Annotated in this window: 21 protein-coding genes; 3 read left to right on the top strand and 18 right to left on the bottom strand. The window is 71.3% G+C overall.

Annotated elements, in window-relative coordinates; translation table 11 throughout:
- Positions 1-183 precede the first annotated feature (183 nt).
- The 7 genes from truB to rimP form a co-directional block, all read right to left on the bottom strand.
- Positions 184-1110, bottom strand: a complete 927-nt coding sequence (gene truB / locus ACTWOL_RS27220) for a tRNA pseudouridine(55) synthase TruB (protein ID WP_474299426.1) — start codon at positions 1108-1110, stop codon at positions 184-186.
- Entirely contained in the window at positions 1107-1568 is a 462-nt protein-coding gene (gene rbfA, locus ACTWOL_RS27215; protein ID WP_474299425.1) for a 30S ribosome-binding factor RbfA, read from the bottom strand. The genes truB and rbfA overlap by 4 nt, the downstream gene beginning before the upstream one ends.
- A 27-nt stretch (positions 1569-1595) precedes the next feature.
- Positions 1596-1889 carry a DUF503 domain-containing protein gene (locus ACTWOL_RS27210; protein WP_474299424.1) on the bottom strand — a complete coding sequence of 98 codons (294 nt, stop codon included), beginning with the start codon at positions 1887-1889 and terminating at the stop codon, positions 1596-1598.
- Positions 1890-2046: 157 nt separating this feature from the next.
- Positions 2047-5145, bottom strand: a complete 3099-nt coding sequence (gene infB, locus ACTWOL_RS27205; protein ID WP_474299423.1) for a translation initiation factor IF-2 — start codon at positions 5143-5145, stop codon at positions 2047-2049.
- 155 nt (positions 5146-5300) lie between these two features.
- Positions 5301-5591, bottom strand: coding sequence for a YlxR family protein (locus ACTWOL_RS27200; RefSeq protein WP_474299422.1), 291 nt, complete (start codon positions 5589-5591; stop codon positions 5301-5303).
- Between the two features lie 152 nt (positions 5592-5743).
- Positions 5744-6745, bottom strand: a complete 1002-nt coding sequence (nusA, locus tag ACTWOL_RS27195; protein WP_474299421.1) for a transcription termination factor NusA — start codon at positions 6743-6745, stop codon at positions 5744-5746.
- A gap of 2 nt (positions 6746-6747) precedes the next feature.
- Complete coding sequence (gene rimP / locus ACTWOL_RS27190) at positions 6748-7272, bottom strand: ribosome maturation factor RimP (protein ID WP_474299420.1); 525 nt, start codon at positions 7270-7272, stop codon at positions 6748-6750.
- A 173-nt stretch (positions 7273-7445) separates the two neighbouring features.
- On the opposite strand from rimP, the gene ACTWOL_RS27185 reads away from it, so the two are divergent.
- The 3 genes from ACTWOL_RS27185 to ACTWOL_RS27175 are packed head-to-tail and all read left to right on the top strand — an operon-like array spanning position 7446 to position 9297.
- A complete protein-coding gene (locus ACTWOL_RS27185) occupies positions 7446-7982 on the top strand; it encodes a hypothetical protein (protein WP_474299418.1) in 537 nt (178 codons plus the stop codon).
- On the top strand, positions 7979-8404 hold the full coding sequence (locus ACTWOL_RS27180) for a ferritin-like domain-containing protein (RefSeq protein ID WP_474299417.1): 426 nt from the start codon (positions 7979-7981) through the stop codon (positions 8402-8404). Before ACTWOL_RS27185 ends, ACTWOL_RS27180 begins: the two co-directional genes overlap by 4 nt.
- Before the next feature lie 17 nt (positions 8405-8421).
- Positions 8422-9297 (top strand): aminoglycoside phosphotransferase family protein, encoded by an 876-nt coding sequence (locus ACTWOL_RS27175; RefSeq protein WP_474299416.1) that lies wholly within the window; start codon positions 8422-8424, stop codon positions 9295-9297.
- A 695-nt stretch (positions 9298-9992) separates the two neighbouring features.
- Here the strand turns inward: ACTWOL_RS27175 and ACTWOL_RS27170 are convergent.
- The 11 genes from ACTWOL_RS27170 to ACTWOL_RS27120 form a co-directional block, all read right to left on the bottom strand.
- Complete coding sequence (locus ACTWOL_RS27170) at positions 9993-11690, bottom strand: proline--tRNA ligase (protein WP_474299415.1); 1698 nt, start codon at positions 11688-11690, stop codon at positions 9993-9995.
- A 131-nt stretch (positions 11691-11821) separates the two neighbouring features.
- Positions 11822-12367, bottom strand: a complete 546-nt coding sequence (locus tag ACTWOL_RS27165; protein ID WP_474299414.1) for an N-acetyltransferase family protein — start codon at positions 12365-12367, stop codon at positions 11822-11824.
- Positions 12368-12396: 29 nt separating this feature from the next.
- Positions 12397-13239: a GNAT family N-acetyltransferase gene (locus tag ACTWOL_RS27160; RefSeq protein WP_474299412.1), complete on the bottom strand. Its 843-nt coding sequence runs from the start codon at positions 13237-13239 to the stop codon at positions 12397-12399.
- A gap of 219 nt (positions 13240-13458) precedes the next feature.
- Positions 13459-14613, bottom strand: a complete 1155-nt coding sequence (ispG, locus tag ACTWOL_RS27155) for a flavodoxin-dependent (E)-4-hydroxy-3-methylbut-2-enyl-diphosphate synthase (protein WP_474299411.1) — start codon at positions 14611-14613, stop codon at positions 13459-13461.
- Positions 14614-14791: 178 nt separating this feature from the next.
- A complete protein-coding gene (locus ACTWOL_RS27150; RefSeq protein WP_474299410.1) occupies positions 14792-16093 on the bottom strand; it encodes a M50 family metallopeptidase in 1302 nt (433 codons plus the stop codon).
- The gene (dxr, locus tag ACTWOL_RS27145; protein WP_474299409.1) at positions 16090-17361 is read right to left on the bottom strand and encodes a 1-deoxy-D-xylulose-5-phosphate reductoisomerase; all 1272 of its coding nucleotides are present in this window, start codon (positions 17359-17361) and stop codon (positions 16090-16092) included. Before dxr ends, ACTWOL_RS27150 begins: the two co-directional genes overlap by 4 nt.
- 227 nt (positions 17362-17588) lie before the next feature.
- Positions 17589-19535 (bottom strand): acyl-CoA dehydrogenase family protein, encoded by a 1947-nt coding sequence (locus tag ACTWOL_RS27140; protein ID WP_474299408.1) that lies wholly within the window; start codon positions 19533-19535, stop codon positions 17589-17591.
- Between the two features lie 305 nt (positions 19536-19840).
- A complete protein-coding gene (locus ACTWOL_RS27135) occupies positions 19841-21286 on the bottom strand; it encodes an aldehyde dehydrogenase family protein (RefSeq protein WP_474299407.1) in 1446 nt (481 codons plus the stop codon).
- A 184-nt stretch (positions 21287-21470) separates the two neighbouring features.
- Entirely contained in the window at positions 21471-22433 is a 963-nt protein-coding gene (locus tag ACTWOL_RS27130) for an EamA family transporter (protein WP_474299406.1), read from the bottom strand.
- Between the two features lie 216 nt (positions 22434-22649).
- The gene (locus tag ACTWOL_RS27125; protein WP_474299404.1) at positions 22650-24314 is read right to left on the bottom strand and encodes a PucR family transcriptional regulator; all 1665 of its coding nucleotides are present in this window, start codon (positions 24312-24314) and stop codon (positions 22650-22652) included.
- A gap of 47 nt (positions 24315-24361) precedes the next feature.
- Entirely contained in the window at positions 24362-26500 is a 2139-nt protein-coding gene (locus ACTWOL_RS27120; RefSeq protein WP_474299403.1) for a type IV secretory system conjugative DNA transfer family protein, read from the bottom strand.
- Positions 26501-26794 lie beyond the last annotated feature (294 nt).

The following is a 26794-nucleotide window of genomic DNA, read 5'->3' as shown; positions in this document are numbered from 1 at the left end:
TCCCTCGACTCACTCCGAGCGCCTGCCCGTGGGGGTGAATCCGTCAGGAGCGACGGACAGATCCCTTCCGAGGGGGATCGTGGAGCGGGCAGCGGGCAGGCCCGCTCCACGATGGTCCCCCGCCCTTCACCCGGACGTGAGGTCCGAGGGGCGTGAGACCGCCGGCGTCGGCGTCGACCGGCCTCAGCCGAAGACGGCGAGGCTCTTCGCCTTCCCCCGGTGCTGCTCGACGAGGGCGAGGAACTGCTCCTCCGGCCCGAAGACGGCGACCGGACCCGTCGTGTCGTACTCCGGCATGTCCAGTCGTACGCCGTTGAGCAGCAGCCGGGCCCGCTTCGCGTCGACGTCCCAGCGAGGGAACGCCGCCGCTGCGGCCTGGCCGATCGGCATGACCGTCAGCTCCTCCTGGAGCTGGTCCAGCGTCTTCGCCGCGTCCAGCTTGTACGGGCCGACTCGGGTGCGGCGCAGCGCGGTCAGATGGCCGCCCACCCCGAGCCCGGCGCCCAGGTCGCGGGCGAGGGCACGGATGTACGTACCGGAGGAGCAGACGACGGAGACGACCAGGTCGACGACGGGCGTCCCGTCGTCGGCGACGGCGTCACGGACGTCGTACACCGTGAACTGCGAAACGGTCACCGGACGGGCCGGGATGTCGAAGTCCTCGCCGCCGCGCACCCGTGCGTACGAGCGCTTGCCGTCGATCTTGATGGCGCTGACCTTGGACGGCACCTGCATGATCTCGCCCGTCAGCTCGGCGACACCGGCGTCGATGCCCTCCCGGGTCACCCCGGAGGCGTCCGTCGACGCGGTGATCTCGCCCTCGGCGTCGTCCGTGATCGTGGTCTGGCCGAGCCTGATGGTGCCGAGGTACTCCTTCTCGGTCAGTGCGAGGTGGCCGAGGAGCTTGGTGGCCTTCTCGACACCGAGGACGAGCACCCCGGTGGCCATCGGGTCGAGGGTGCCCGCATGCCCGACCCGGCGGGTCCTGGCGATCCCACGCATCTTCGCGACCACGTCGTGCGAGGTGAAGCCGGACGGCTTGTCGACGATGACCAGGCCGTCCCGAGGGCCCCTCCCGGCGGCGGGAGGGGTCTTGTCGTGCTGTGTCATTCGGAGGCTTCGTCCCCACCCGTGGCCGGCATGTCCTCGTTCTCCGCCTTGCGGTACGGGTCCGCTTCGCCCGCGTAGGTCTTGCCCGTGGAAGCCTCGCGGACCTCCTCGTCCTTGGCCCGCGCCCGGTCGAGCAGATCGTCGATCGTGCGCGCGTTGTCGGGCAGGGCGTCGGGGACGAACGTCAGGGTCGGCGTGAAGCGGACCCCGGTCTGCTTGCCGACCTCGGAGCGGAGGACGCCCTTGGCGCTCTCCAGCGCCGCGGCGGACGCGGCACGCTCCTCGTCGTCCCCGTAGACCGTGTAGAAGACCGTGGCCTCCCGCAGGTCGCCGGTGACCCGGGCGTCCGTGATCGTGACGAAGCCCAGCCGCGGATCCTTGATTCGCCGGTCCAGGGTCTCCGCGACCACGACCTGGATGCGATCGGCCAGCTTGCGGGCCCGCGCGTTGTCGGCCACCGGTCCTTCTCCTCTTCCTGCTTATGGTCAATCGTCGTCGCCGTGCAGCCGTCGTCGTACCGACAGCAGCTCGACTTCGGGCCGGGCGGCGACGAGACGCTCGCACCGGTCCAGTACTTCTGTGAGGTGTCCCGGGTCCCCCGAGACCACCGCGAGACCGATCTCGGCCCTGCGATGAAGATCCTGCCCTCCCACTTCGGCCACGCTCACCGCGTACTTGCGCTGGAGCTCGGCAACGATCGGGCGGACGACGGAGCGTTTCTCCTTCAACGAACGAACGTCGCCGAGGAGCAGATCGAAGGACAGCGTCCCCACATACATGTATGTCCGGATGTCCCGCCGGTACGGGTTCGGAAATGTGCCCTGCCCGCTCTTGGCAGGGACATCAAGAACCGTACACGCAACGGCCGGGGCCGATCGACGGGATTACGTCCCGCCGACCGGCCCCGAACCGGCTGTTGTGCGTCAGCGCGCTGTGTCAGCCGCGGGGCTTCTCACGCATCTCGTACGTCGCGATGACGTCATCGATCTTGATGTCGTTGAAGTTTCCGAGGTTGATACCGCCCTCGAAGCCTTCGCGGATCTCGGTGACGTCGTCCTTGAAGCGACGCAGACCGTCGATGTTGAGGTTCTCCGCGACCACCTTGCCGTCGCGGATGAGGCGCGCCTTGGTGTTCCGCCTGACCTCGCCGGAGCGGATGAGAACACCCGCGATGTTGCCCAGCTTGGACGAGCGGAAGACCTCGCGGATCTCCGCCGTACCCAGCTCGACCTCTTCGAACTCCGGCTTGAGCATGCCCTTGAGGGCCGCCTCGATCTCCTCGATCGCCTGGTAGATGACCGAGTAGTAGCGGACGTCCACACCCTCGCGCTCGGCCATCTGCGTGGCACGCCCTGCGGCGCGCACGTTGAAGCCGATCACGATGGCGTCGGAGCCGGTCGCCAGGTCGATGTCCGACTCGGTGACCGCACCGACACCGCGGTGCAGCACGCGGATGTCGACCTCTTCGCCGACGTCCAGCTGGAGCAGCGAGGACTCGAGGGCCTCGACCGAACCGGACGCGTCGCCCTTGATGATGAGGTTGAGCTGCTGGACCTCGCCCGCCTTGAGCACCTTGTCGAGGTCCTCGAGGGACACCCGGCGGGTGCGCTTGGCGAACGCGGCGTTGCGCTCACGGGCGGCGCGCTTCTCGGCGATCTGGCGGGCCGTGCGGTCCTCGTCGACGACCAGGAAGTTGTCGCCGGCGCCCGGGACGTTGGTGAGACCCAGGACCAGGACCGGAGTCGACGGGGTCGCCTCCTCGACGTTGTTGCCCTTGTCGTCGAGCATCGCGCGGACACGGCCGTAGGCGTCGCCGACGACCATCGTGTCACCGATGCGCAGCGTGCCTCGCTGGACCAGGACCGTCGAGACGGCACCGCGGCCGCGGTCGAGGTGGGACTCGATCGCGATGCCCTGTGCGTCCTGATCCGGGTTGGCCCGCAGGTCCAGGGCGGCGTCCGCCGTCAGGACCACGGCCTCCAGCAGGCTGTCGATGTTCAGACCCTGCTTGGCGGAGATGTCGACGAACATGGTCTCGCCGCCGTACTCCTCGGCCACCAGGCCGAACTCGGTCAGCTGACCGCGCACCTTCGTCGGGTCCGCGCCCTCGACGTCGATCTTGTTGACCGCGACCACGATCGGCACGTCGGCCGCCTTGGCGTGGTTCAGCGCCTCGATCGTCTGGGGCATCACACCGTCGTTGGCCGCCACCACGAGGATCGCGATGTCGGTCGACTTGGCACCACGGGCACGCATGGCGGTGAACGCCTCGTGACCCGGGGTGTCGATGAAGGTGATGCGCCGCTCTTCGTCGTTGACCTCGGTGGAGACCTGGTATGCACCGATGTGCTGGGTGATACCGCCGGCCTCGCCCGCGACGACGTTGGTCTTGCGGATGGCGTCCAGCAGTCGGGTCTTACCGTGGTCGACGTGACCCATGACGGTCACCACCGGCGGACGCGCGACCAGGAACTCCTCGCCGCCCTCGTCCTCGCCGAACTCGATGTCGAAGGACTCGAGCAGCTCGCGGTCCTCCTCCTCCGGGCTGACGATCTGAACCGTGTAGTTCATCTCGCCGGCAAGGAGGTGAAGGGTCTCATCGGAGACGGACTGCGTCGCCGTGACCATCTCGCCGAGGTTCATCATCACGGCGACGAGCGACGCCGGGTTGGCGTTGATCTTCTCCGCGAAGTCGGTGAGGGAGGCACCGCGCGACAGACGGACGGTCTCGCCGCCGCCACGCGGCAGCATCACACCGCCGACGGACGGGGCCTGCATGGCCTCGTACTCCTGGCGCCTCTGCCGCTTCGACTTGCGGCCACGCCGTGCCGGACCGCCGGGACGGCCGAAGGCGCCCTGCGTGCCACCACGGCCGCCGGGACCACCCGGACGTCCGCCGAAGCCGGGACGGCCACCGCCGCCACCGCCGCCGAAGCCGCCACCGCCGCCACCACCGGGGCGCGGGCCGCCGAAGCCGCCGCCACCACCGCCGGGACGACCGCCGCCGCCAGGACCGGCCGGACGGCCGGCGAAACCGCCGCCGCCGGGACGACCGGCACCGCCGGGACGACCAGCGCCACCGCCACCGGGGCCGCGACCGCCGCCGCCACCACCGGGACCGGGACGCGGGCCGGCAGCGGGACGCTGCGGCATCATGCCCGGGTTCGGACGGTTACCGCCGGGGCCACCGGCTCCGCGAGGAGCCTGCGGACGAGGCATACCGCCCGGAGTCGGACGAGGACCGCCGGGACCCGCCTGCGGACGGGGACCGCCCTGGCCGGCGCCCTGCGGACGCGGGCCACCGGGGGCACCGGCGCCGCCGGGACGGGGGGCACCACCCGGACGGGGCGCCTGCGGGCGCGCCATACCGGTCGAGCCACCGGAGGTGAAGGGGTTGTTGCCCGGACGCGGACCCGCGGGACGGGCACCCGGACGGGGAGCCTGACGGTCGCCACCGGGGCGCGGAGCACCGGGACGGGAGCCACCGCCCTGGGCACCCTGGCCCGGACGGGCCGCCGGGCGCGGGCCGGGAGTGGCACCGGACCGGGGACCGGCAGCCGGGGCGGCCGGAGGCGCGGTGAACTCAGGCGCGGCCGGAGCGGCCGGAGCCGGCTTCGGGGCCGCCGCGGGCTTGGGACCCGGGGTCGGCCGGGGGCCGGGAGTCGGGGCCGAGGGAACGGCCTTGGGGGCCTCGGCTGCGACCGGCTTGGGGGCCGGTCCACCGGGCTTGGGGGCAGCGGGACGCGCCTGCGCCGGGGTGGGCGCGGGGGCACCGGCCGCTCGGCCCTCCGCCGCTGCGGGGGCGGGCTTCGCGGGGGTCGCCTTGCGCGGCGCCGCGGGCTTCCCGGCAGCGCGCTTCGCGGGGGAGGCCCCGGAGCCCTGCTGGAAAGCATCAGTCAGTTTGCGTACAACCGGCGCCTCGATCGTCGAAGACGCCGAACGGACGAATTCACCGAGTTCTTGGAGCTTGGCCATGACGACCTTGCTCTCCACACCGAACTCCTTGGCGAGTTCGTATACCCGGACCTTAGCCACTTCGCTCCTTTTAGGTCCGGGTTACCGCCGGACCGTTGCTACTTCATGGGCGTACTCATCGCGTACTCATCGAGTGCTCATCGCAATCTCGACCTACTTCCAACTCGCGAGGTACCTGACCGCATGGGGATCCGTGCGGTACTGCTTCTTTCTTCTTACGGTGCTGCCTGCGCCGCTGTCTTCTCGACGACCCGGCGTATGTCCGCGGTTTCGAGCGTTCCCTGGACCCTGAGGGCCCTGGGGAACGCCCGGCGGCGGACCGCGAGGTCGAGACAGACCGAGGCGGGGTGCATATACGCACCCCGGCCGGGCAGCGTACCGCGATGATCGGGGACACATGCGCCCTCGACCGCCACGATGCGCAGCAGATCGCTCTTGGCCGCTCGCTCCCGGCACCCCACACAGGTGCGTTCAGGGCATGCACGGGCTTGCGTCCGGCCAGACACGACTAAGTCTACCTCCCCGTACCGACCTCACCCCTTTGGGGCAAGAATCGAACAGTTGATGGCTCAAAACTCATGGACAACCTGCCCGTATCCGAACGGATACGGGCCGTGAGCTATTCCCGTGCCCGGTTTGTCCCGGACACCGGGCCCCGTCAGCTCTGCTCGGGCGCCTGCGTCTGCTCGGTGTCCGGGCGGATGTCGATGCGCCAGCCGGTGAGGCGCGCGGCGAGGCGGGCGTTCTGGCCCTCCTTGCCGATCGCCAGGGACAGCTGGTAGTCCGGCACGGTCACCCGGGCGGAACGGGCGCCGAGGTCGACGATCTCGACCTTGGAGACCCGGGCCGGGGACAGCGCGTTGGCGACCATCTCGGCCGGGTCGTCCGACCAGTCCACGATGTCGATCTTCTCGCCGTGCAGCTCTGCCATCACATTGCGCACCCGGCCGCCCATCGGGCCGATGCACGCGCCCTTGGCGTTCAGGCCGCTGCGCGTCGAACGCACGGCGATCTTGGTACGGTGCCCGGCCTCGCGGGCGATGGCCGCGATCTCGACCGAGCCGTCGGCGATCTCGGGAACCTCGAGCGCGAAGAGCTTCTTCACCAGATTGGGGTGCGTCCTCGACAGGGTGACGGACGGACCGCGCACTCCCTTGGCCACCCGGACGACGTACGTGCGCAGCCGCAGACCGTGGGTGTACTCCTCACCCGGTACCTGCTCCTGCACCGGCAGAATGGCCTCGAGCTTGTCGTCCAGACGGACCAGGACGTTCTTGGGGTCCTTGCCCTGCTGGACCTGGCCGGCCACGACATCGCCCTCGCGGCGCGCGTACTCGCCGAAGGTCACGTCGTTCTCCGCGTCCCGCAGCCGCTGCTGGATGACCTGGCGGGCCGTGGAAGCGGCGATCCGGCCGAAATCGTGCGGGGTGTCGTCGAACTCGCGGGCCTCCTGGCCCTCCTCGAGCTCGGACGGGTCTTCCTTCGCCCACACGGTCACGTGCCCGTTCTCACGGTTGAGCACGACGCGGGCGTGCCGGCGGCTGTCCGGGGTGCGGTGGTAGGCGATGAGGAGGGCCGACTCGATCGCCTCGACCAGCAGGTCGAACGCGATCTCCTTCTCCTGTGCCAAGCCCCTCAGGAGCTTCACGTCGATGTCCACGGCTACGCCTCCTCCTCTTTCTGAATGCCCTTGTCGTCCTTGCGGCTGAACTCGATCTCCACCCGTGCCTTCGCGATCTCGTCGAAGGAGATCCGGCGGGAGGTGGGCTTGCGCCCCTTCACTCCCGGCACCTCGGCATCGAGGCCGTCATCGTCCACGTCGAGGATCCGCGCGACCAGTTCACCCGCCGGCTGCCCCTCCGGGGAGGTCAGCTGGAATCTGGCCAGCCGGCCCTTGGCGCGTACGTAGTGGCGGTGTTCCTTGAGCGAACGCTCGGCACCGGGCGAGGTCACCTCGAGCTGGTACTCGCCCTCGCCCATGGCGTCGGTCTCGTCGAGCTTGTCGGAGATGACACGGCTGAGCTCGGCGCAGGCGTCGAGATCGACGCCGTCCTCGGAATCCACGACGACCCGGAGCACACGGCGGCGGCCGGCCCGGGACAGTTCGATCTCTTCCAGATCCAGATCCGCGGCGCTGACGAGCGGTTCGAGCAGTCCGCGCAGCCTCTCGCTCTGGGTGGTGCTCATCCGGGTGACTCCTCGGCCGCGTGTGCTGTTGTGGGTTTCGTCGCGTGTCAGCACAAAGGGTATCCGGTCGCGAGGGGTGTTGCCGTCCACCGCCGACTGACCCGCAGGTACGCTCGCCTGCGGCGATCACAGCAGGGGCCCGGCGTACGGGTCCGCGGCCCGAGGAGAGACGCATGGAGCGCACGGGAACGACGCGCAGACGTGCGCTCGTGGCGACGGGAGCGACGGCCGCGGCCGCGCTCACGGGGTGCACATCGCAGGCTCCCGACGTGCGGCCGCGCAAGGCGCCGGACGGTGTCACGGCCGAGACCGCGCTGCGACGGCGCAGTGCCGCGCTCAGCGGGGCGCTGCTCGGGCGGTACGACGCGGCCCTGCTCGCCCATCCGGAGCTCGCGGCGCGGCTCGCACCGCTGCGGGCGGCGGCGGCCCGGCATGTGGAGGCACTCTCCCCGGTGCCGCCCGCGGCGGCCCCTTCACCGTCCGCGTCACGCCGGGTGCCCGCCGGATCGGGCGCGTCGCCCACGCCGTCGCAGGCCCCCGCGGACGCGGACGCAGCGCTGCGGGAACTTGCCTCCGTCGAACGGAGCACCGCCGACGCACACACGGCCGCACTGGTCGGGGCACCGCCCGAGTACGCCCGGCTGCTGGCCTCCGTCGCGGCGGCCGGAGCCGCACACGCCTATCTGCTGACGAAGGGGGTCCGCGGATGACCGCCCTGGACGCGGCGCAGGCAGCGCTCGCCGCCGAGCACGCGGCCGTGTACGGGTACGGCGTCGTCGGCGGACGGGTGGCCAAGGAGCGACAAGCCGAGGCGACGGAGGCCTACGCCGCCCACCGGGCCCGGCGTGACGCGCTGGAGCGGACCGTGCGGGACCTCGGGGCGGTACCGGTCGTGGCGGACGCCGCGTACTCACTGCCGTTCCCGGTGCCGGACGCGGCGGCCGCCGTACGCCTCGCCGCCCTTCTGGAGGACCGGATCGCGGGCGTGTACTCCGATCTGGTCCGGGCCGCCGGGGGCCCGCTGCGGCGCGAGGCGGCGGGCGCGCTGCGTGACGCAGCCGTGCGGGCCGTTCGCTGGCGGGGCACGGGCGTAGCCTTTCCGGGGCTCGCCGAGCGGGCGACGAGGCAGTGAAGGGGAACAACGCACAGATGGGTTTCGAACCGCCCCAGCGTCTGGTGCGGGCGCTCGGCGACAGCGAATGGCTGGGACGGCTGTCCGGGCTCCTCGAAGAGGCGATCGCCCGGCACGGGCTGGCCGTCGAGAGGGTGGTGGTACCCGGCGGGCGCAGCAGCCTGGTCGTGCTGGTACGCGGGCCCGGGGGCTCACCGGCCGCGCTGAAACTGGTCCCGCCCTCGGCGGGGGCGGACAGCGAACGTGCGGCGCTCGAGCACTGGAACGGGTTCGGTGTGGTCCGGCTGCTGGACGCGTCCGAGGGGACGCTGGTGCTGGAGCGGCTGCATCCGGAGCTGTCGGTGCGCTCGCTGCCGGGCGCGAAGGCACTGCTGGAGGCGGCGGGTACGGTGCGCAGGCTGTGGACCGAGCCGCCGCAGGGCCACGCCTTCGAGACGGTGGCCGAGCGTACGGCCAGGCAGGCCGCCGCGCTGTCGGAGCGGGGCGGCGACGTCCCGTCCGCCATCGTGGCCACGGCACTGGCCGCGTGGGAGGAGCTGATGGCGAACCCCTCCCCCGAAGTCCACCTGCTGCACGGCAACTTCCGGCAGAGCAAGGTTCTCGGGGGCGACCGCTCGCCGTGGCTCGCGGTCGGCCCCGAGCCGGTCGTCGGGGAGCGGGCGTACGACCTCGCCCGCCTGGCCCGCGACCGTGTGGAGGACCTGGTCGCCTCGTCGTCCGGCCCCTCCTCGGCGCGACGCCGGGTGAGCCGTCTCGCGGACTCGCTGGAGGTGGATCCGGAGCGGCTGCGCGGCTGGACGCTCTTCCGCGCGGTGGAGTCGGGCGCGCGGGCGATGGCCTCGGGCCGCGTGGGCGAGGCGGAGGTGGCGCTGGAGTTCGCGGCGTGGCTCTGAGGCGGGGGCCTCTGGCGGTGCGGTGACGCTGCGCTGGGCGGTTCGGGGTGGGTTGCCGCTGCCCGGGTTGGCGCCCGGTGTGTCCGTCCTCAATCGCCGGACGGGCTTGGGGGGGGTGGGCTTGCCCGGTGTTGTGTTGTTGGGGGTTGGTGCCGTTCCGGGGCTCGCGTCCTGGACGGCATGATTTACGGCGCGCTTCACCCCTGCCGTGACTGCGCCGCTCGCGTTGCGCGCCACAAATCACGCTCTAGTGTCCCGGACACGACCCCTCCACGGCCCCTGTCCCGCAGACGGGCCCCGGTCACCCTCAGGGGGCATCAAATGCAGCCCGAGCCAACCTGCCCAGTCCCGCCCCGGGGCGCCTGCCGTGCCCGGGACAGGGGGACTCGGAGGGGTCGTGTGCAGAGACACTAAAGCTCCCCCAGACTTCGCCCGGGGGGACCCCCATTGCGTCGCGCTACGACAGCGGCGCCTTCTTGGTCCGGGTGGGCGCGACGTAAATCATGCCGTCGTCGCATACGAGCCCCGCAGAGGCCCCCAACGGCACCGCATCGTCTCCGGGCAAGCCCCGCACCCCCAAGCCCGTCCGGCAATTGAGGACGGACACACCGGGCGCCAACCCGGTACCGAGTACACCGATGCTCACACGGGGGCGGGGCGAGCCCAGCAAGCCCACCCCGCCCCCCGCCGGAGGTTCAGGCGAGCACGCGAGCAATCGCCTCCGCCACCGGCAGCTCCTCGCGCTCGCCCGTGCGGCGGTCCTTCAGCTCGACGACGCCCTCGCCGGACCTGCGCCCCGCGACCAGGATCGTCGGCACACCGATCAGTTCCGCGTCGGTGAACTTCACACCCGGGGAGACCCCGGCGCGGTCGTCCACCAGGACGCGGACACCCGCCGCACCCAGCTTTTCCGCGACGTCCAGCGCCAGCTCGGTCTGGAGCGCCTTGCCCGCGGCGACGACGTGCACGTCGGCCGGGGCGATCTCGCGCGGCCAGCACAGGCCCTGCTCGTCGGCGTGCTGCTCGGCCAGGGCCGCGACCGCCCGGGAGACACCGATGCCGTACGAGCCCATGGTGACCCGCACCGGCTTGCCGTTCTGGCCGAGTACGTCCAGCTGGAAGGCGTCCGCGTACTTGCGGCCCAGCTGGAAGATGTGACCGATCTCGATCGCGCGGTCGAGCTTGAGCCCGGTGCCGCAGGACGGGCACGGGTCGCCGTCCTCGACCACGACGACGTCGAGGTGGTCGTCGACCTCGAAGTCACGGCCGCAGACGACGTTCTTCGCGTGCGTGTCGGGCTTGTTGGCACCGGTGATCCAGGCCGTTCCCGGCGCGATGCGCGGGTCGGCGATGTAGCGGACCTTGTCCAGGCCCTGGGGGCCGACGTAGCCGCGGACGAGGTCCGGCCGGCCCTCGAAGTCGTCCGCCGTGACCAGCTCGACCACGGCCGGGGCGAGGTGGTCGGTGAGCTTGCCGAGGTCGACCTCACGGTCGCCGGGTACGCCGACCGCGACGATCTCGCCGTCGACCTTGACCAGCAGGTTCTTGAGCGTGGCGGAGGCGGGGACGCCGAGGTGCTCGGCGAGGGTCTCGATGGTCGGGGTGTCGGGGGTGTCGAGCTCCTCGACCGGGCCGTGCTCCACGGCCTTCACGGCCGGCGCCTTGAAGGTGACCGCCTCGGTGTTGGCGGCGTAGTCGCAGGAGGGGCAGTACACGAAGGTGTCCTCGCCCGCGGGCGCCGGGGCGAGGAACTCCTCGGACGCCGAGCCGCCCATCGCGCCGGAGACGGCGGAGACGATGCGGTGCTCCAGACCGAGCCGCCGGAAGATCTTGATGTAGGCCTCGCGGTGGAGCCGGTACGACTCCGCCAGCCCCTCGTCGGAGGTGTCGAAGGAGTACGAGTCCTTCATCTGGAACTCACGGCCGCGCAGGATGCCCGAGCGCGGACGCGCCTCGTCGCGGTACTTCGTCTGGATCTGGTAGAGGATGACCGGCAGGTCCTTGTACGAGCTGCACTGGTCCTTGACCAGCTGGGTGAAGATCTCCTCGTGCGTGGGGCCGAGCAGGTAGTCCGCGCCCTTGCGGTCCTGGAGGCGGAAGAGCTCGGCGCCGTACTCGTTCCAGCGCCCGGTCGCCTCGTAGGGCTCCTTGGGCAGCAGCGCGGGCAGCAGCACCTCCTGCGCGCCGATCGCGTCCATCTCCTCACGGACCACGCGGGCGACGTTCTCGAGCACGCGCATGCCAAGCGGCAGCCAGCTCCAGATGCCGGCGGCGTTGCGTCGGACGTAGCCCGCGCGGACCAGGAGCTTGTGGCTGAGCGTCTCCGCGTCGGCCGGGTCGTCGCGCAATGTCTTGACCATCAGACGGGACATGCGCTGGACCTGGGCTGCCATGGGAATTCTCCTGCGTACAAGAAAGGGTGGTGTGCAGGAGGTTAGCCGGGCGGTCCCGGAGGGCGGAAATCAGATCCCGCGCGAAGGTGCGCGCGGCAGGCAGGACGGCTCGGGGAGCGACGTCGCCCGGTCTATCGGCGCGGCCCTTTGAGCGGGAGCGGCGCTCCCATGACGGCGTACGGCTTGGGCGCGCTGGGGAAGAGGACCTGGCGCGCCAGGTCCTGGTAGCCCAGGTCCCGGTAGAGCCCGCGCGCCGGGCTCTCGGTGTCGATCGCCGACAGGATCGACCGGGGCTGCTCGGCGGTGTCCGTGATGGTGGTGATCAAGGTGCGGCCGAGGCCCCGGCCCTGGTAGGCGGGGTGGACATGGAGTTCGGTGATCACGAAGGAGTCGTCGAGCCAGTGGTCGTAACCGCCCCTGCGCAGATACGGCTCGACGACGGTGGACCACCAGTGGGTGCGGTCGTTGGGCATTCCGTAGACGAAGCCGACGAGGCGGCCGCCGGGCGTGATGGCGCCGTACGCCCGGGCGCCCGGGTAGCGCAGGTGGCGCAGCACGATGTGGCGGCGGATCGCGACCTCGTCCTCGCTGAGCCCGAAGGCGAGGGCCTGCACGGCGAGCGCGTCGTCCACGCGCGCGGCGAGGTCGAGGGGTCCGACGACGGCATCGTGTTCCATGCCGGGCACCCTACTTGGCGGTGATCCGGTCAGAACAGCACGCTCATGAAGGCGCCCACCTCGCGGAACCCGACGCGGCGATAGGCGGCCCGGGCGGCGGTGTTGAAGTCGTTGACGTAGAGGCTGACGACGGGTGCGACGTCCTGGAGGGCGAAGCGCAGGACCGCGGCCATACCGGTCTCGGAGAGCCTGCGGCCGCGGAATCCGGGGGCGACCCAGACGCCCTGGATCTGGCAGGCGTGGGACGTGGCGGCGCCGATCTCCGCCTTGAAGACGACCTTGCCGTCGTCGATGCGGGCAAACGAACGCCCGGAGCCGACGAGCTCGGCCACACGTGCCTGGTAGAGCAGCCCGCCGTCGCCCGCGAGCGGGGAGACCCCGACCTCCTCGGTGAACATGGCCACGCAGGCGGGCATGATCACCTCCATCTCGTCCTTGCCGATGCGCCGGACGTACGGGTCGGGGGCGATGTCCGCCGGCATGGACTCGGTGATCATCAGCGGCTGGTGGGAGCGGATCTCCCGGGCCGGACCCCAGCTGGGCTCGAGCAGCTGCCAGAGCTGGGCGGTGGGCTCGGCGGGGCCGACGATGGAGGAGCAGCGGCGGCCGCTCCTGCGGGCGCGTTCGGCGAAGGCCCGGACAGCATCAGGGGTGGCGCAGACGGGAACCAGATTGGCACCGGAGTAGCACAGCGAGCGGAGCCTGCCTTCGTCGTACCAGCCCCACATCTCGCCGCCGAGGCGCCAGGGGTCGAGCCCCGCCACCTGGACGCGGGAGGTGACGAACGCGTTGTGCACGGGTTCGCTCTCCAGGAGGGCGAGCGCGTCACCGAGGTCGTCGGGTTCGAGGACCCGGGTGGTGGTCTGCGTCAACAAGGGGGCTGCTCCAACGCTCCTTCGGGGCAACTTCTCATCCTGCCCGCGTCGCCGCGTGCCAGCTCGGGCACAGGTAACGGCCTGGTCAGCCGGTCTCCGCACTGTACCTGGACTTTCTCCGCGGCACCGCATGCGAAAGGACCGGACCCCTGCTCGGGGGCCGGTCCTTTGCGGTGCCGGGACGGTCTGCTCGGTGCCCGGACGGTGTGCGCCGGATCAGCTCACGGAGACCTCGGGCTCGCCGGAGGCGACGCCGTCCTTCTCCATCTGCTCGGCGATCTTCATAGCCTCTTCGATGAGGGTCTCGACGATCTTCGACTCGGGGACCGTCTTGATGACCTCGCCCTTGACGAAGATCTGGCCCTTGCCGTTGCCGGAGGCGACACCCAGATCGGCCTCACGGGCCTCACCGGGGCCGTTGACGACACAGCCCATGACGGCGACGCGCAGCGGGACCTCCATGCCCTCGAGCCCGGCGGTGACCTCGTCGGCCAGCTTGTAGACGTCGACCTGGGCGCGGCCGCAGGACGGGCAGGACACGATCTCGAGCCGGCGCTGACGCAGGTTGAGCGACTCCAGGATCTGGATGCCGACCTTGACCTCTTCGGCGGGCGGCGCCGAGAGCGAGACCCGGATGGTGTCGCCGATGCCTTCGCTGAGGAGGGCGCCGAAGGCGACGGCGGACTTGATGGTGCCCTGGAAGGCGGGACCGGCCTCGGTCACACCGAGGTGCAGCGGGTAGTCGCACTGGGCGGCGAGCTGGCGGTAGGCGTTGACCATGACCACCGGGTCGTTGTGCTTGACCGAGATCTTGATGTCGCGGAAGTCGTGCTCCTCGAAGAGCGAGGCCTCCCACAGGGCCGACTCGACGAGCGCCTCGGGCGTGGCCTTGCCGTACTTCTGGAGCAGCCGGCGGTCCAACGAGCCCGCGTTCACACCGATACGGATCGGGGTGCCGGCGTCCTTGGCCGCCTTGGCGATCTCCTTGACCTTGTCGTCGAACTCCTTGATGTTGCCCGGGTTGACCCGGACCGCGGCGCAGCCCGCGTCGATGGCGGCGAAGACGTACTTGGGCTGGAAGTGGATGTCGGCGATGACGGGGATCTGCGACTTCTTGGCGATCGTCGCGAGCGCGTCGGCGTCGTCCTGGGTGGGGCAGGCGACCCGGACGATCTGGCAGCCGGACGCGGTCAGCTCGGCGATCTGCTGCAGGGTGGCGCCGATGTCGGAGGTCCGTGTGGTCGTCATCGACTGCACGGACACGGGAGCGTCTCCGCCGACGGAGACCGAGCCGACCTGGATCTTGCGGCTGACCCTGCGGTCGGCGAGCTTGGTCGGAACGGACGGGATTCCGAGAGAAATCGCGGTCATCTGCTGTGCAACCCCAAGGTGTGGATCGAGGTCCCGAGATCGGCGGGCTCCAGCCTTTGAGGTTACGCCACGGCCCTCGCGCCGGGCACACCGCGCCGCACCCGGCTTCGAAAGAGTGAGTGGCCGGGCACCGCTGTGCCCGGCCACTCGGAAGTAGGTGCCGGATCGTGTCCAGGACCTAAGAGATCTTCACCGGATTGACTATGTCGGCGACCAGCACGAGCAGGGTGAAGCAGATGAAGATCCCGGCCACGACATAGGCGACCGGCATGAGCTTCGCGACGTCGAACGGACCGGGGTCGGGCCGGCGCAGCAGCCGCGCGACATGACGCCGCAGGGACTCCCACAGCGCGCCCGCGATGTGGCCGCCGTCCAGCGGAAGCAGCGGCAGCATGTTGAACAGGAAGAGGGAGAGGTTGAAGCCGGCGAGCAGCAGCAGGAACGTGGCGATGATGTTCGGCGTGGGAGCGTCCAGATTCAGCACCTCCCCGCTGATACGGGCGGCACCGACCACTCCGACCGGTGAGTCGCCCTTGCGCTCGCCGTCGCCGAAGGCCGCGGCCCACAGGTCGGGGACCTTGGAGGGGAGCGAGATGATCGACTCGACGCCGTTCTCCATCATGTCGCCCATGCGGTCCACGGACTGGCCGAAGGTCTGCGGCACGATCTCGGTCCGGGCGGCGAAGCCGAGATAACCGGCGCGGACGTACTCGTCGGGGATGACCTGTCCGTCGGCGTCCTTCTTGGCCACCATGTTCTCGCGCAGGGTGGCCTGGAGGACCGTCTCCTGTCCGCCGCGTTCGACGGTGATGGTCGCCGGGCCGATGGTGTCCCGGATGCGGTTGGACAGGTCGGCCCAGTCCTTGACCGGTACGCCGTTGAAGGCCGTGATCCGGTCGCCCTTCAGCAGGCCGGCCGCCGCGCCGGGCGACTGGGGGTCGCTCTTCCCGCAGGTGTCGCGGTCCTCGCTCTGCGGGATCACGCACTGCTGGACCCCGGCGACCGTGGTGGTCTGGGTCTGGAAACCGAACGCCATCGAGACGCCGAGGAAGATCGCGACGGCGAGCACCAGGTTCATGAACGGGCCCGCGAACATGACGATGACGCGCTTCCACGGCGCGCGGGTGTAGAAGAGCCGGTTCTCGTCGCCGGGCTTCAGCTCCTCGAAGGCGGCCGTACGGGCGTCCTCGATCATTCCGCGCCACGGCGAGGTGGAACGCGCCTCGACGCGGCCGTCCGGGCCCGGCGGGAACATGCCGATCATGCGGATGTAGCCGCCCGCGGGGATGGCCTTGATCCCGTACTCCGTCTCGCCCTTGTACCGCGACCAGATGGTGGGACCGAAGCCGACCATGTACTGGGGCACGCGGATGCCGAACAGCTTGGCGGTCGAGAGATGGCCGAGCTCGTGCCAGGCGATGGAGAAGAGCAGCCCGACAGCGAACAGCGCTATCCCGAGGACCGTCAACAGAATCGTCATGCGCGAGCCTCCGCTGTCGCCTTCTCTGTCTGTCCGGCCTGAGCGGCCAGTTCCCGGGCGCGGGCACGCGCCCAGGTCTCCGCTTGCAGGACGTCCGGCACCGTCAGCGAGGTTCCCCTGGCCGGGGTCCCGTGTTCGCCGACGACTGCCGTGACCGTATCCATGATTCCGTTGAACGGCAGCCGTCCCGCGAGAAACGCGTCCACGCATTCCTCGTTCGCGGCATTGAACACCGCCGGGGCCGTGCCGCCCAATTCCCCGACGTGCCGGGCGAGCGCAACGGAGGGGAACGCCTCGGTGTCCAGCGGGAAGAATTCCCAGCTGGAGGCCTTGGTCCAGTCGAACGCGGGCGCGGCGTCCGGCACCCGCTCGGGCCAGCCGAGGCCGATCGCGATCGGGCCCCGCATGTCCGGAGGGGTGGCCTGGGCCAGGGTCGAGCCATCCGTGAATTCCACCATCGAGTGGACATACGACTGCGGGTGTACGACCACCTCAATGCGGTCGAACGGAATGTCGTACAGCAGATGCGCCTCGATGACCTCGAGCCCCTTGTTGACGAGGGTCGCGCTGTTGACCGTGATCACCGGGCCCATGGCCCAGGTCGGGTGGGCGAGGGCGTCCTGCGGGGTGACGTCCGCCAGCTCGGCCTTGGTACGGCCGCGGAAGGGGCCGCCGGAGGCGGTGACGACGAGCTTGCGGACGTCGGCGCGGGTGCCGGCGGCCAGCGCCTGGAAGAGCGCGGCGTGCTCGGAGTCGACGGGGATGATCTGGCCGGGCTTGGCCAGCGCCTTGACCAGAGGGCCGCCGACGATCAGCGACTCCTTGTTGGCGAGGGCGAGGGTGCGGCCGACTTCCAGGGCGGCCAGGGTGGGTGCGAGTCCGATGGAGCCGGTGATGCCGTTGAGCACGGTGTGGCAGTCGGACGCGGCCACCTCCGTGGCCGCGTCGGGTCCGGCGAGGATCTCCGGGAGCGGCTCTCCGGCCCCGTACCGCGTCCGCAGCGCTTCCTCGAGCGCGGGAACGGCGTCCTCGCGCGCGACCGCGACCGTGCGCACCCGCAGCCGGTGCGCCTGCTCGGCAAGCAGTTCGACCCGTCCTCCGGCCGCCGAAAGGGCCGTGACACGGAAACGGTCGGGATTGCGCAGGACGAGGTCGATCGCCTGGGTGCCGATGGACCCGGTCGAGCCGAGGACGACGACGTCCCGGCGGCCTGCGGCCGGGTCGAAGACGATGTGCGGGTCGGCGAGGGGGGATGGGCTGTCGCTCATGCCCCCATTGTGGCCGCACCGGCTGTGCGCCAGGACAGGGCGTCCCCCCGTGCACCTGTGCGCCGCGGGTGCGCCCCGCGGGAACGCCCCTGGGCCGGACCTGCGTCACGGTACGGGGATCCCGGACCGTGACGCGGCGATCGGGACCGGCAGGCGGCTGTGCCCGCCGTCCGCGGATACGGAGGGCGGGCACAGCGCGGCAGGCCGGCGCCGGCGGACCGGGCCGGTCAGCGGATCGGGCGGTGGACGTTCTCCCGTTTCGCAGGCCCGGGCGAGGCCTCCGCGATCCAGGGACCGTCGCCGCTCGGATCGACGACGCCCTCCTCGAGCCAGGTGTAGCTCCCGGCCAGCACGCCGTTCACCATCTTCCGGTCGAGGTCGTCCGTGTTGGCCCACAGCCGGCCGAAGAGCTCCTCGACGCGGATCCGGGACTGCCGGCAGAAGGCGTCGGCCAGCTGGTAGGCCTCGCGGCCGTGCGAGCCGGTCAGCCGCAGGTGTTCGGCCCGTACACATGCCGCGCTCATGGCGAAGAGCTCGGCGCCGATGTCCACGACCCGCCCGAGGAAGCCCTGTTTGGTCTCCATCCGGCCCTGCCACCGGGACATGCCGTAGAACGTGGAGCGGGCGAGTTTGCGCGCGGAGCGCTCCACATACCGCAGATGGGCGGAGAGGTCGGCATGGCCGGAGCGCTTGAACTCGGCGTACGAGCCCGGCAGCTGACCGGGACCTGCGACGAGTTTCGGCAGCCAGCGGGCGTAGAACGCGGTGGCCTGTGCGCCGGCCTTCGCCTTGTCGCCGAGCGACTTGTCCGGGTCGATGATGTCCCCGGCGACCGAGAGGTGCGCGTCGACCGCCTCACGGGCGATCAGCAGATGCATGATCTCGGTCGAGCCCTCGAAGATGCGGTTGATCCGCAGATCGCGCAGCATCTGCTCGGCGGGCACCGCACGCTCACCGCGCGCGGCGAGCGACTCCGCCGTCTCGAAGCCGCGGCCGCCGCGGATCTGGATCAGCTCGTCCGCCATCAGCCAGGACATCTCCGAGCCGTACAGCTTGGCGAGCGCGGCCTCGATCCGGATGTCGTTGCGGTCCTCGTCGGCCATCTGGGACGACAGGTCGACGATCGCCTCCAGCGCGAAGGTGGTCGCCGCGATGAAGGAGATCTTCGAGCCGACGGCCTCGTGCCTGGCGACCGGCTTCCCCCACTGCTCCCGCACGGACGACCATTCGCGCGCGATCTTCAGACACCATTTGCCCGCACCCACGCACATCGCCGGCAGTGACAGACGCCCGGTGTTGAGCGTGGTCAGCGCGATCTTGAGACCCGAGCCCTCGGGGCCGATGCGGTTGGCGCCGGGTACCCGGACCTGGTGGAAGCGGGTCACGCCGTTCTCGATGCCGCGCAGCCCCATGAAGGCGTTGCGGTTCTCGACCGTGATGCCGGGTGAGGTCGCCTCGACGACGAAGGCGGTGATGCCGCCCTTGTGGCCCTCGGACTTCGGCACGCGTGCCATGACGACGAGGAGGTCGGCGACGACCCCGTTGGTGGTCCACAGCTTGACCCCGTCGAGCACGTAGTCGTCGCCGTCGGGCACGGCCGTGGTGGCAAGACGGGCGGGATCCGAGCCCACGTCCGGCTCGGTGAGCAGGAACGCGGAGATGTCCGTGCGGGCGCAGCGGGGCAGGAACGTGTCCTTCTGCTCCTGGGTGCCGAAGAGCTTCAGCGGTTGCGGTACGCCGATGGACTGATGGGCGGAGAGCAGGGCACCGACGGCCGGGCTGGCGGAGCCGACCAGGGCGAGCGCCTTGTTGTAGTACACCTGCGTCAGCCCGAGACCGCCGTACTTGGGGTCGATCTTCATGCCGAGCGCACCGAGCTCCTTGAGCCCGCCGACGACCTCGTCGGGGATCCGCGCCTCGCGCTCGATCCGCGCGCTGTCGACCTTCGTCTCGCAGAAGTCGCGCAGTTTGGCGAGGAACTGCTCGCCTCGCTGGACCTCTTCGGGCGAGGGCATCGGATGGGGATGGATCAGATCGAGCCGGAAGCGGCCCAGGAACAGTTCCTTGGCGAAACTGGGCTTTCGCCAGCCCTGCTCGCGTGCTGCCTCGGCAACCTGCCGGGCTTCGCGCTCGGAGACCTTGGGCGTGGTTTGCGGTGTGGATGGGGCGGACATGAGGGACTCACCTCGCCGCTTCGTCGGGGGCGGCCGTGCGGAGCTACCGCACGGTGCTACTCGTCCGTATCTACCCGATGCGGGACCACCTCACCAGTCCTGCGGGGCACCCGGGTGTATCGGATGCCATCGTGATCATCCAGGCGTCGCCCCGGTGTCCCCAGGCTTCTCCCGGGTGTCTCCGGAGGCGTAATCCGACGTGCCCGCGAGGCGCGTCCGACCTGTCATCCGCGGTGCCTCCGGGCACGGCAGGACGGCCGGAGCCCCCGCACAGTCGGGCTCCGGCCGTCGGCTCCGGGACGGTCCTACAGGGCCAGTCCGGTGAGGACGAGCACCCGCTCGTAGGTGTAGTCGTCCATCGCGTACCTGACGCCCTCGCGGCCCACGCCGGACTGCTTGGCACCGCCGTACGGCATCTGGTCGGCGCGGTACGAGGGGACGTCGCCGATGATCACGCCGCCGACCTCGAGTGCGCGATGGGCGCGGAAGGCGGTCTGCACGTCACGCGTGAACACACCGGTCTGCAGGCCGAACTTGGAGTTGTTGGCCTCGGCGAAGGCCTCCACCTCGCCGTCGACCCGGTGCAGGGTGAGGACCGGCCCGAAGACCTCCTCGCAGGCGAGGGCCACATCGGCGGGCAGGTCCGCGATCACGGTCGGGGCGTAGGCGGCTCCGTCGCGCTTGCCGCCCGTGAGCAGCTTGGCGCCGCCGGACACGGCTTCCTCGACCCAGGACTCGACGCGCTTGGCCGCGTCCTCGCTGACGAGCGGGCCGACGTCGGTCGCGTCGTCCGACGGGTCGCCGGTGCCCTGCTGCTCGACCGCGGCGACCACCTTGGGGACGAGGCGGTCGTAGACCGACGCGTCGGCGATGACGCGCTGCACGGAGATGCAGGACTGGCCGCCCTGGTAGTTGGAGAAGGTGGCGATACGGGTCGCGGCCCAGTCCAGATCCTCCTCGGACGACCAGTCGCCGAGGACGACGGCCGCGGCGTTGCCGCCGAGCTCCAGGGTGCAGTGCTTGTGGGGCACGGACTCCTGGATGGCGTAGCCGACCTTGTCCGAGCCGGTGAAGGAGATCACCGGCAGACGCTCGTCCTTGACCAGGGCGGGCATGGACTCGTTGAGCACCGGCAGGACGGACCAGGAGCCGGCGGGCAGCTCGGTCTCGGCCAGCAGCTCACCGATGACGAGACCGGAGAGCGGGGTCGCGGGCGCCGGCTTGAGGATGATCGGCGCGCCGACGGCGATGGCCGGGGCGATCTTGTGGGCGCACAGGTTCAGCGGGAAGTTGAACGGCGCGATGCCGAGGACGGCGCCCTTGGGGAAGCGGCGGGTGAGCGCGAGGCGGCCCTGGCCGCCGGCGTCGGTGTCGAGGCGCTGGGCCTCGCCGCCGTTGAAGCGGCGCGCCTCCTCGGCGGCGAAGCGGAAGACGGAGACGGCACGGCCGACCTCGCCGCGGGCCCACTTGACGGGCTTGCCGTTCTCGGCGGAGATCAGCTGCGCGATCTCCTCCGCGCGCTCCGCGAGGCGCTTGGAGACATGGTCGAGGGCCGCTGCGCGGACATGCGCGGGGGTCGCCGCGAACTCGTCCACGACGGCGTGCGCGGCGGCGACGGCCTCCTCGACCTGGGCGTCGGTCGGCACCGAGACGGTGCCGACGACCCGCCCGTCCCAGGGGGACGTGACGTCGAAGGTCGTCTCACCGGTGGCCTGGCGGCCGGCGAGCCAGAAGGCGTGGGTGGAAGTCATGTGTCCCGGCCCTTCGGAAGTAGTGCGGAGGTCTTCACTCCAAACGGTAGGGCGATTCGGCCGGGATGGCGTTTGTCCGGGGTGGAGTGGTCGGCGTGGCGCTCCCTGCCGCTTTGGCACGTCCGTGGCGCGCCGCCCGTGCGTACGCGCCGCCTGTAAGCCCGGGGGCGCGCAGGCGGACGGCTCAGCGGCGGCGTTCCGTGCTGACGATGAGGCCGACGCCCGCCACCACGACGGCACCGCCGACGCCGATCGACCAGGTCAGCTCCTCGTGAAGGATGAGGGCACCGAGCAGGACGGCGACGACCGGGTTGACGTACGCGTAGGTGGCGACAAGCGACAGCGGCGCCGTCTGGAGCAGCCAGGCGTAGGCGGTGAACGCGATCAGTGAGCCGAAGACCACGAGGTAGGCGAGCGCGGTCCAGGAGCGGGCGGACACCTCGGCGAGCGCGAAGCCGTGCTGTTCGCCCCTGCCGAGGCCGACCAGCAGACAGCCGATACCGGCCGCCGTCATCTCGTAGGCGCTCGCGGTGAAGGGGTTGGCGGGCATCGGGATGCGCGAGGAGGAGAACGAACCGACCGACCACATCAAGGTCCCCGCGACCACCGTGAGTACGCCCCAGAGGCGTACGTCGCCGCTGAGTCCGGGCAGGGTGAGCACGGCGAGACCGGCGAGACCGAGGACGACACCGGTGTAGGCACCGAGGCCCGGCCGTTCGCCGGAGGCCCTGCGCAGCACGACGACCCACGCGGGGACGACGGCGACGAGGAGGGCGGCGAGCCCGGAGGGCACGGCGGTCTCTGCGAGGACCACCAGGCTGTTGCCGCCGAGCAGGAGCAGCAGCCCGACGATCGCGGCGGAGGCGAACTGGGCGCGGGTGACCTTCAGCGCCGCGGGCCCCTGCCGCCAGGCGATGATCGCGGCGAGGACGATCCCCGCGGTGATGAAGCGCGCGCTGGTGGACAGGAACGGCGGCATCGTCTCGACGACGACGCGGATGCCGAGGTACGTCGACCCCCACACGACGTAGACGATGGCGAGCGCACCCCAGACGGCTCCGGATATGCGGCGGCGCCCGGGCTCGTCGTCGAGCGGCGGGGTGACGGTGGCGTCGGCCGCGGGGCCGCCGGGAGCGGGTCGTGTCATCGGGCCTTCTCGTCCTTGTCTCGCTGTCTCGCTGTCTCGCTGTCTCGCCGAGAGGCGGCGGGTGCCTCCCCTTCACCGCGATCACGAGGCAGGACTTTAAGCACCTCGACAGCCAAACTCCAGGAATCCTGCCCGGATTCGGGCAGGGAGAAGCAAAAACGAGGCAGTGAGTAGTCGCGGGGAGCGGGAGAAGGCTCGGCGGTGCCGTGGCCTCCGCTACTCGGACGCGGGGTGCTCCGGCGCGGCGTCCGGCAGGCTGTCCGGTCCACCGGCGCCGGCCGTGTCTCCGATGGCCTTGAGCGCCAGCCACAGCTCCATACGGACGTCCGGATCGTCCAGCGAACGGCCGAGGATCTCCTCGACCCGGCGCATGCGGTAGCGCAGGGTGTGACGGTGGACGCCCAGATCGGCGGCCGCGGCGTCCCACTGGCCGTGCCGGGAGAGCCAGGCCCGCAAGGAGGCCACCAGGTCGCCGCGGCCGGTCGCGTCGTGCTCGTACAGGGCGCGCAGCATTCCGTCGGCGAAGGCCCGTACGGCGTCGTCGGCGAGGAGCGGAAGGACGGATCCGGCGGCGAGCTCCTCGTGCTCGACGAGGGCGCGGCCACGCCGCCGGGCGACCGAGAGTGCCTGCTCGGCCTGCTTGTACGCCCCCGCGGCCGCGATCGGGCCTGCCGGGGCCGACAGACCGATGACGATGCCGGACTCCTCGGCCTCGCGCTCGGCGTACGACTCGCATCCGCGCACGACCGCTCCCCCATCGGTGGCGAGGACGACGAGCCGGCCGTCGCCCTCGGGGACGGTCAGCACCGTCTCGCCGGACCGTGCGGCTTCGGATTCCAGCATTTCGGCGAGCACCTGCAGTGGGGGCTCGGCCGAGGGATCCGGCTCGCCGACCCGCTCGGCGATCAGAAGCCGGAAGGGGGCGTCGAGGAGCTCCCCGTACAGGTCCCCGGCCACCGCCCGGGCATGGTCCTGCTGCCCCGAGAGCATCAGCCGCAGCACGGCGGCGCCGAGCCGCTGCTCGGCGGCCTGCAGTGAGCGCGAGCGTTCCGTGCTGAGCGTCAGCAGGGCGACCGCGGAGTGCACGGCGTACCGCGCCGCCGTACCGAGCGGAGCGCCCGTACCGACGGCGAGCACTCCCCGGACGCGCCGTCCGGTCCCGAGGGACTGGAGCTCCACCCGGTCTTCCGTGCCCCCGACGACGGCGCTGGCGGGGGCGGGGCGCTCACGCAGCCGCATGACGTCGCCGGCCAGGCGGGCCGCACGCCGGGCGGACCAGTCGGGGGCTGCGGCGACGACCGAGCCGGACGCGTCGTAGAGCGCGGCCCAGCCGTCGATGTAGGAGGCCAGCCTGGCCAGCAGGGCGGTGGGGCCCTCGGAGAGGGCGGCGCGGGTCAGCTCCCGCTGGGCCTCGAAGCCCGCCGTGACGGCGCGGTACTGGTCGGCGGCGATGGCCGCCGACACGGCCTTGCTGATGGCGAGGAACGGAGTGCGGCGGGGCACTTCGAGCAGCGGGAAGTCCTCGGCCTCCGCCGCCCGCACCAACGCGTCCGGGATGTCGTCGTAGTTGACCCCGACGGCGAACCCGAGCCCGATGACACCCGCCCCGTTCAGCCGCCGCACATAGCGGCGCATGGCCTCCTCGTCCGCGGCGTCCAGGGTCATCGCGGTGACGAGGAGCAGCTCGCCGCCCTCCATATAGGGCACGGGGTCGGCGAGCTCGCTGACGTGCGCCCAGCGCACGGGCGTTTCGAGACGGTCCTCACCGGCGCGTACGGTCAGTTTCAGCGCGGTGTGCTGGACGAGCGAGGCAAGAGTGACCGGCATGGGACCGCGTGCTTTCGGCAGGAGGAGTTTTTCGCCGTCCCGTATGAACGGCACAGCTCGATTCTGCCAGGGCGTATGAGTGCGTGGGGCCGGTGTGTGTGTCAGGTGCGCAGATCCACCAGCACCGGTGGCGCATGCTCCCCGTGCACCGAGGTGAGCGACAGTACCGCGTGCCCGGCGGGCACCGAGTGCGCCAGCTCGGACGCCGACCAGCGCTGCCGTTCGACCTCACGGACGGTGACCGCTTCGGCGGTGGCGTTCTTCCCCGTCACAAGACGCCGCATGAAGTGCAGCACCTTGGTGAGCGGCTCGTCCGAGATGATCTGCCGGTTGGTGACGTCCCTGGTCTTGACCCACTCGGTACCCCAGGCCTCGGCGAAGCGCCCTCCGTCCCAGGGGCCGAGCCCGGCGAAGGCCATCCGGCAGCCGACCGCCCCGAGCAGCGGCCCCCGCAAGGTCTCGGGCACGTCCTCCAGGGTCCGCAGGGCGAGCACCACTCCGGCGTTCGCCGACCGCAGCCGCTGCACCGCCCTGACCGCGTCGGCCGTGAGGGTGTGGGTGGCGTCGTCGAGGACCAGACAGGCGAAGAGCGAGCGGTCCGCCCGGCCGAGTGCGGCCTCGGTGAACTGGGCGAGGACCAGGCGGGCGATGATCCGGGACGCCTCGGCGTGGCCGCGCTCGGGCAGGTCGACGCGGACCCGCAGTGGGTGCTCTATGGCCCTCAGCGAGAACTGCCGGTCCTGCTCGCGCGTGCGGAAGAACGAAGCGAAGGCCGGGCGGTCGAGGAAGGCGATCCGGTCGGCGAGCAGCCCGCCGATGTCGTCGGCGCGCTCGGACTGGCGCTCGCGCGCGTCGAGTTCACGCAGCTGGGACACCTCACCGGCGGTCTCGAGGGCGATTCGCAGGGCGCGGATGGCCTCGGGGGAACCGCTGACGAGGTCGCGCAGCTCCGGTACGGCCGGGAAATGGCCGTGGACGCTCCGGTAGGGCCCGATCAGCCGGGCGAGCGCGGTGGCGGCCCGGCGGCTGTCGACGGCCAGATCGCCGACGAGCGCCTCGGCGAGGACACGGGCGGCCTCGTCGGGGTCGTCGGCGCCGCCGTAGAGATCGAGGTCATGGGTGGAATCGGCCATGCCGGGGGCGATGACCAGGTCGAAGGACTCGTCGGGCCCGAGTGCCGTGCCCTGCGCCGCGACGGCCACCACGGCGGCCCGGTTGGCGAGCGCCTGCAGGCACATCGCCTCGGCCACGGGCCGCACCAGCCGTACGGTCTTGCCGGACCCCGAGGGCCCGACGGCGAGCAGAGAGGTGCCGAGGACGGCCGGGTCCAGCGCGACACCCGTGGTGCGGCGGGCGTAGGGGTTGCGGGCGTGGTCCGCGGCAGTGCCGATCCTGACCTGATGGGCGAACAGATCGTGCCGTGCGGTGCGCACGGGCAGTTCACGCACCCCCGAGGGGTGGGTGAAGGCGGCGGCGCCACGGCGCAGTGCGGTGTCCGTGAAGGCGCCCAGCCGTGACGGGTCGGCCTGGACGGAGTGCCAGGCGCGGCGGATCCGGGTGTAGTCGACGTCGTTCATCCGGCCGGCCCCGATCTCCTCCGCGAGCCGGTCGGCGACGGCCTGCTGTCCCGCACCGCGCAGTTCGGGCCATTCACCGGGGTCGGCGTCCCGCTTCCCGGCCACGGAGTCGCGCACGGTGCCGGGCTCCCGGGGCGGGCGCAGGGCGGTGAGCACGGGGAGCAGATAGCGGCGGCCCAGCTCGGGCCAGTGACCGAGCCGGCCGAAGAAGACGACCAGGCCGGCGATCAGCACGGCGTCGATGACCCTGACGATGATCCCCTTGACCACCGCGTTGTCGGACAGTTTGACCAGCGCTCCCGCCCAGTAGTGCGGGTCCAGCCAGTACGGGATGTAGTAGTTGTCGTAGAGGGACCAGAGCAGCAGCGCGCAGAGCAGCGAGATCAACGCACCGGCGAAGAGCCTGGTGGCCGGGATCGGCTCGGGCTCCTGCTCGGGGCGCGGCCGGTGGCCGAAGCGCCACACGCCGGGCCCCGCCTGCGGTCGGGGCGTGCGCAGCCACTCGGCGAGCGATCCCCCGATGGCCGGGGCGGGAGCGTGTGCGGGGGCGGGCGGCACGGAGGGCATCGGCGGCGGCCCTGCGGGGCGCGGCACGGAGTGGGGGCCGGGGTGCGAGCCCCCCGTCCGTGTGCCGCGTGCGTCGTATGTGCCGTCGGTGTCCATGAACCCTGCCCCCTGACCAGCCAGGACCGTGTCTGTGCCACCGTCAATCTAGTGCCAGGCGCAGGGGAGTTCAGCGAACCGGGGCAGGATCCGCGGGTACGCCGCTGGCCGGCCGCGCTCTGACGGCGCCGGCGGGGCGGCGGTGTCCGGTCCCGCGGCCGCCGGGGATCGGCGATGACACGGGCCCGGGAACTGCGGATGCACGGCGCCTGCGGCCACTCCCCCGCACGCGCGCCGCCCCGGGTGTCAGGGGCATCACCGCGGGCGGCGCCCGGATCCGCCCCGGCCCCGGTG

This window comes from Micromonospora sp. IBHARD003 (genome assembly GCF_056106285.1).
Note: the sequence above shows the minus strand (reverse complement) of the source record. Positions and strands in the feature narration are given on the sequence as shown.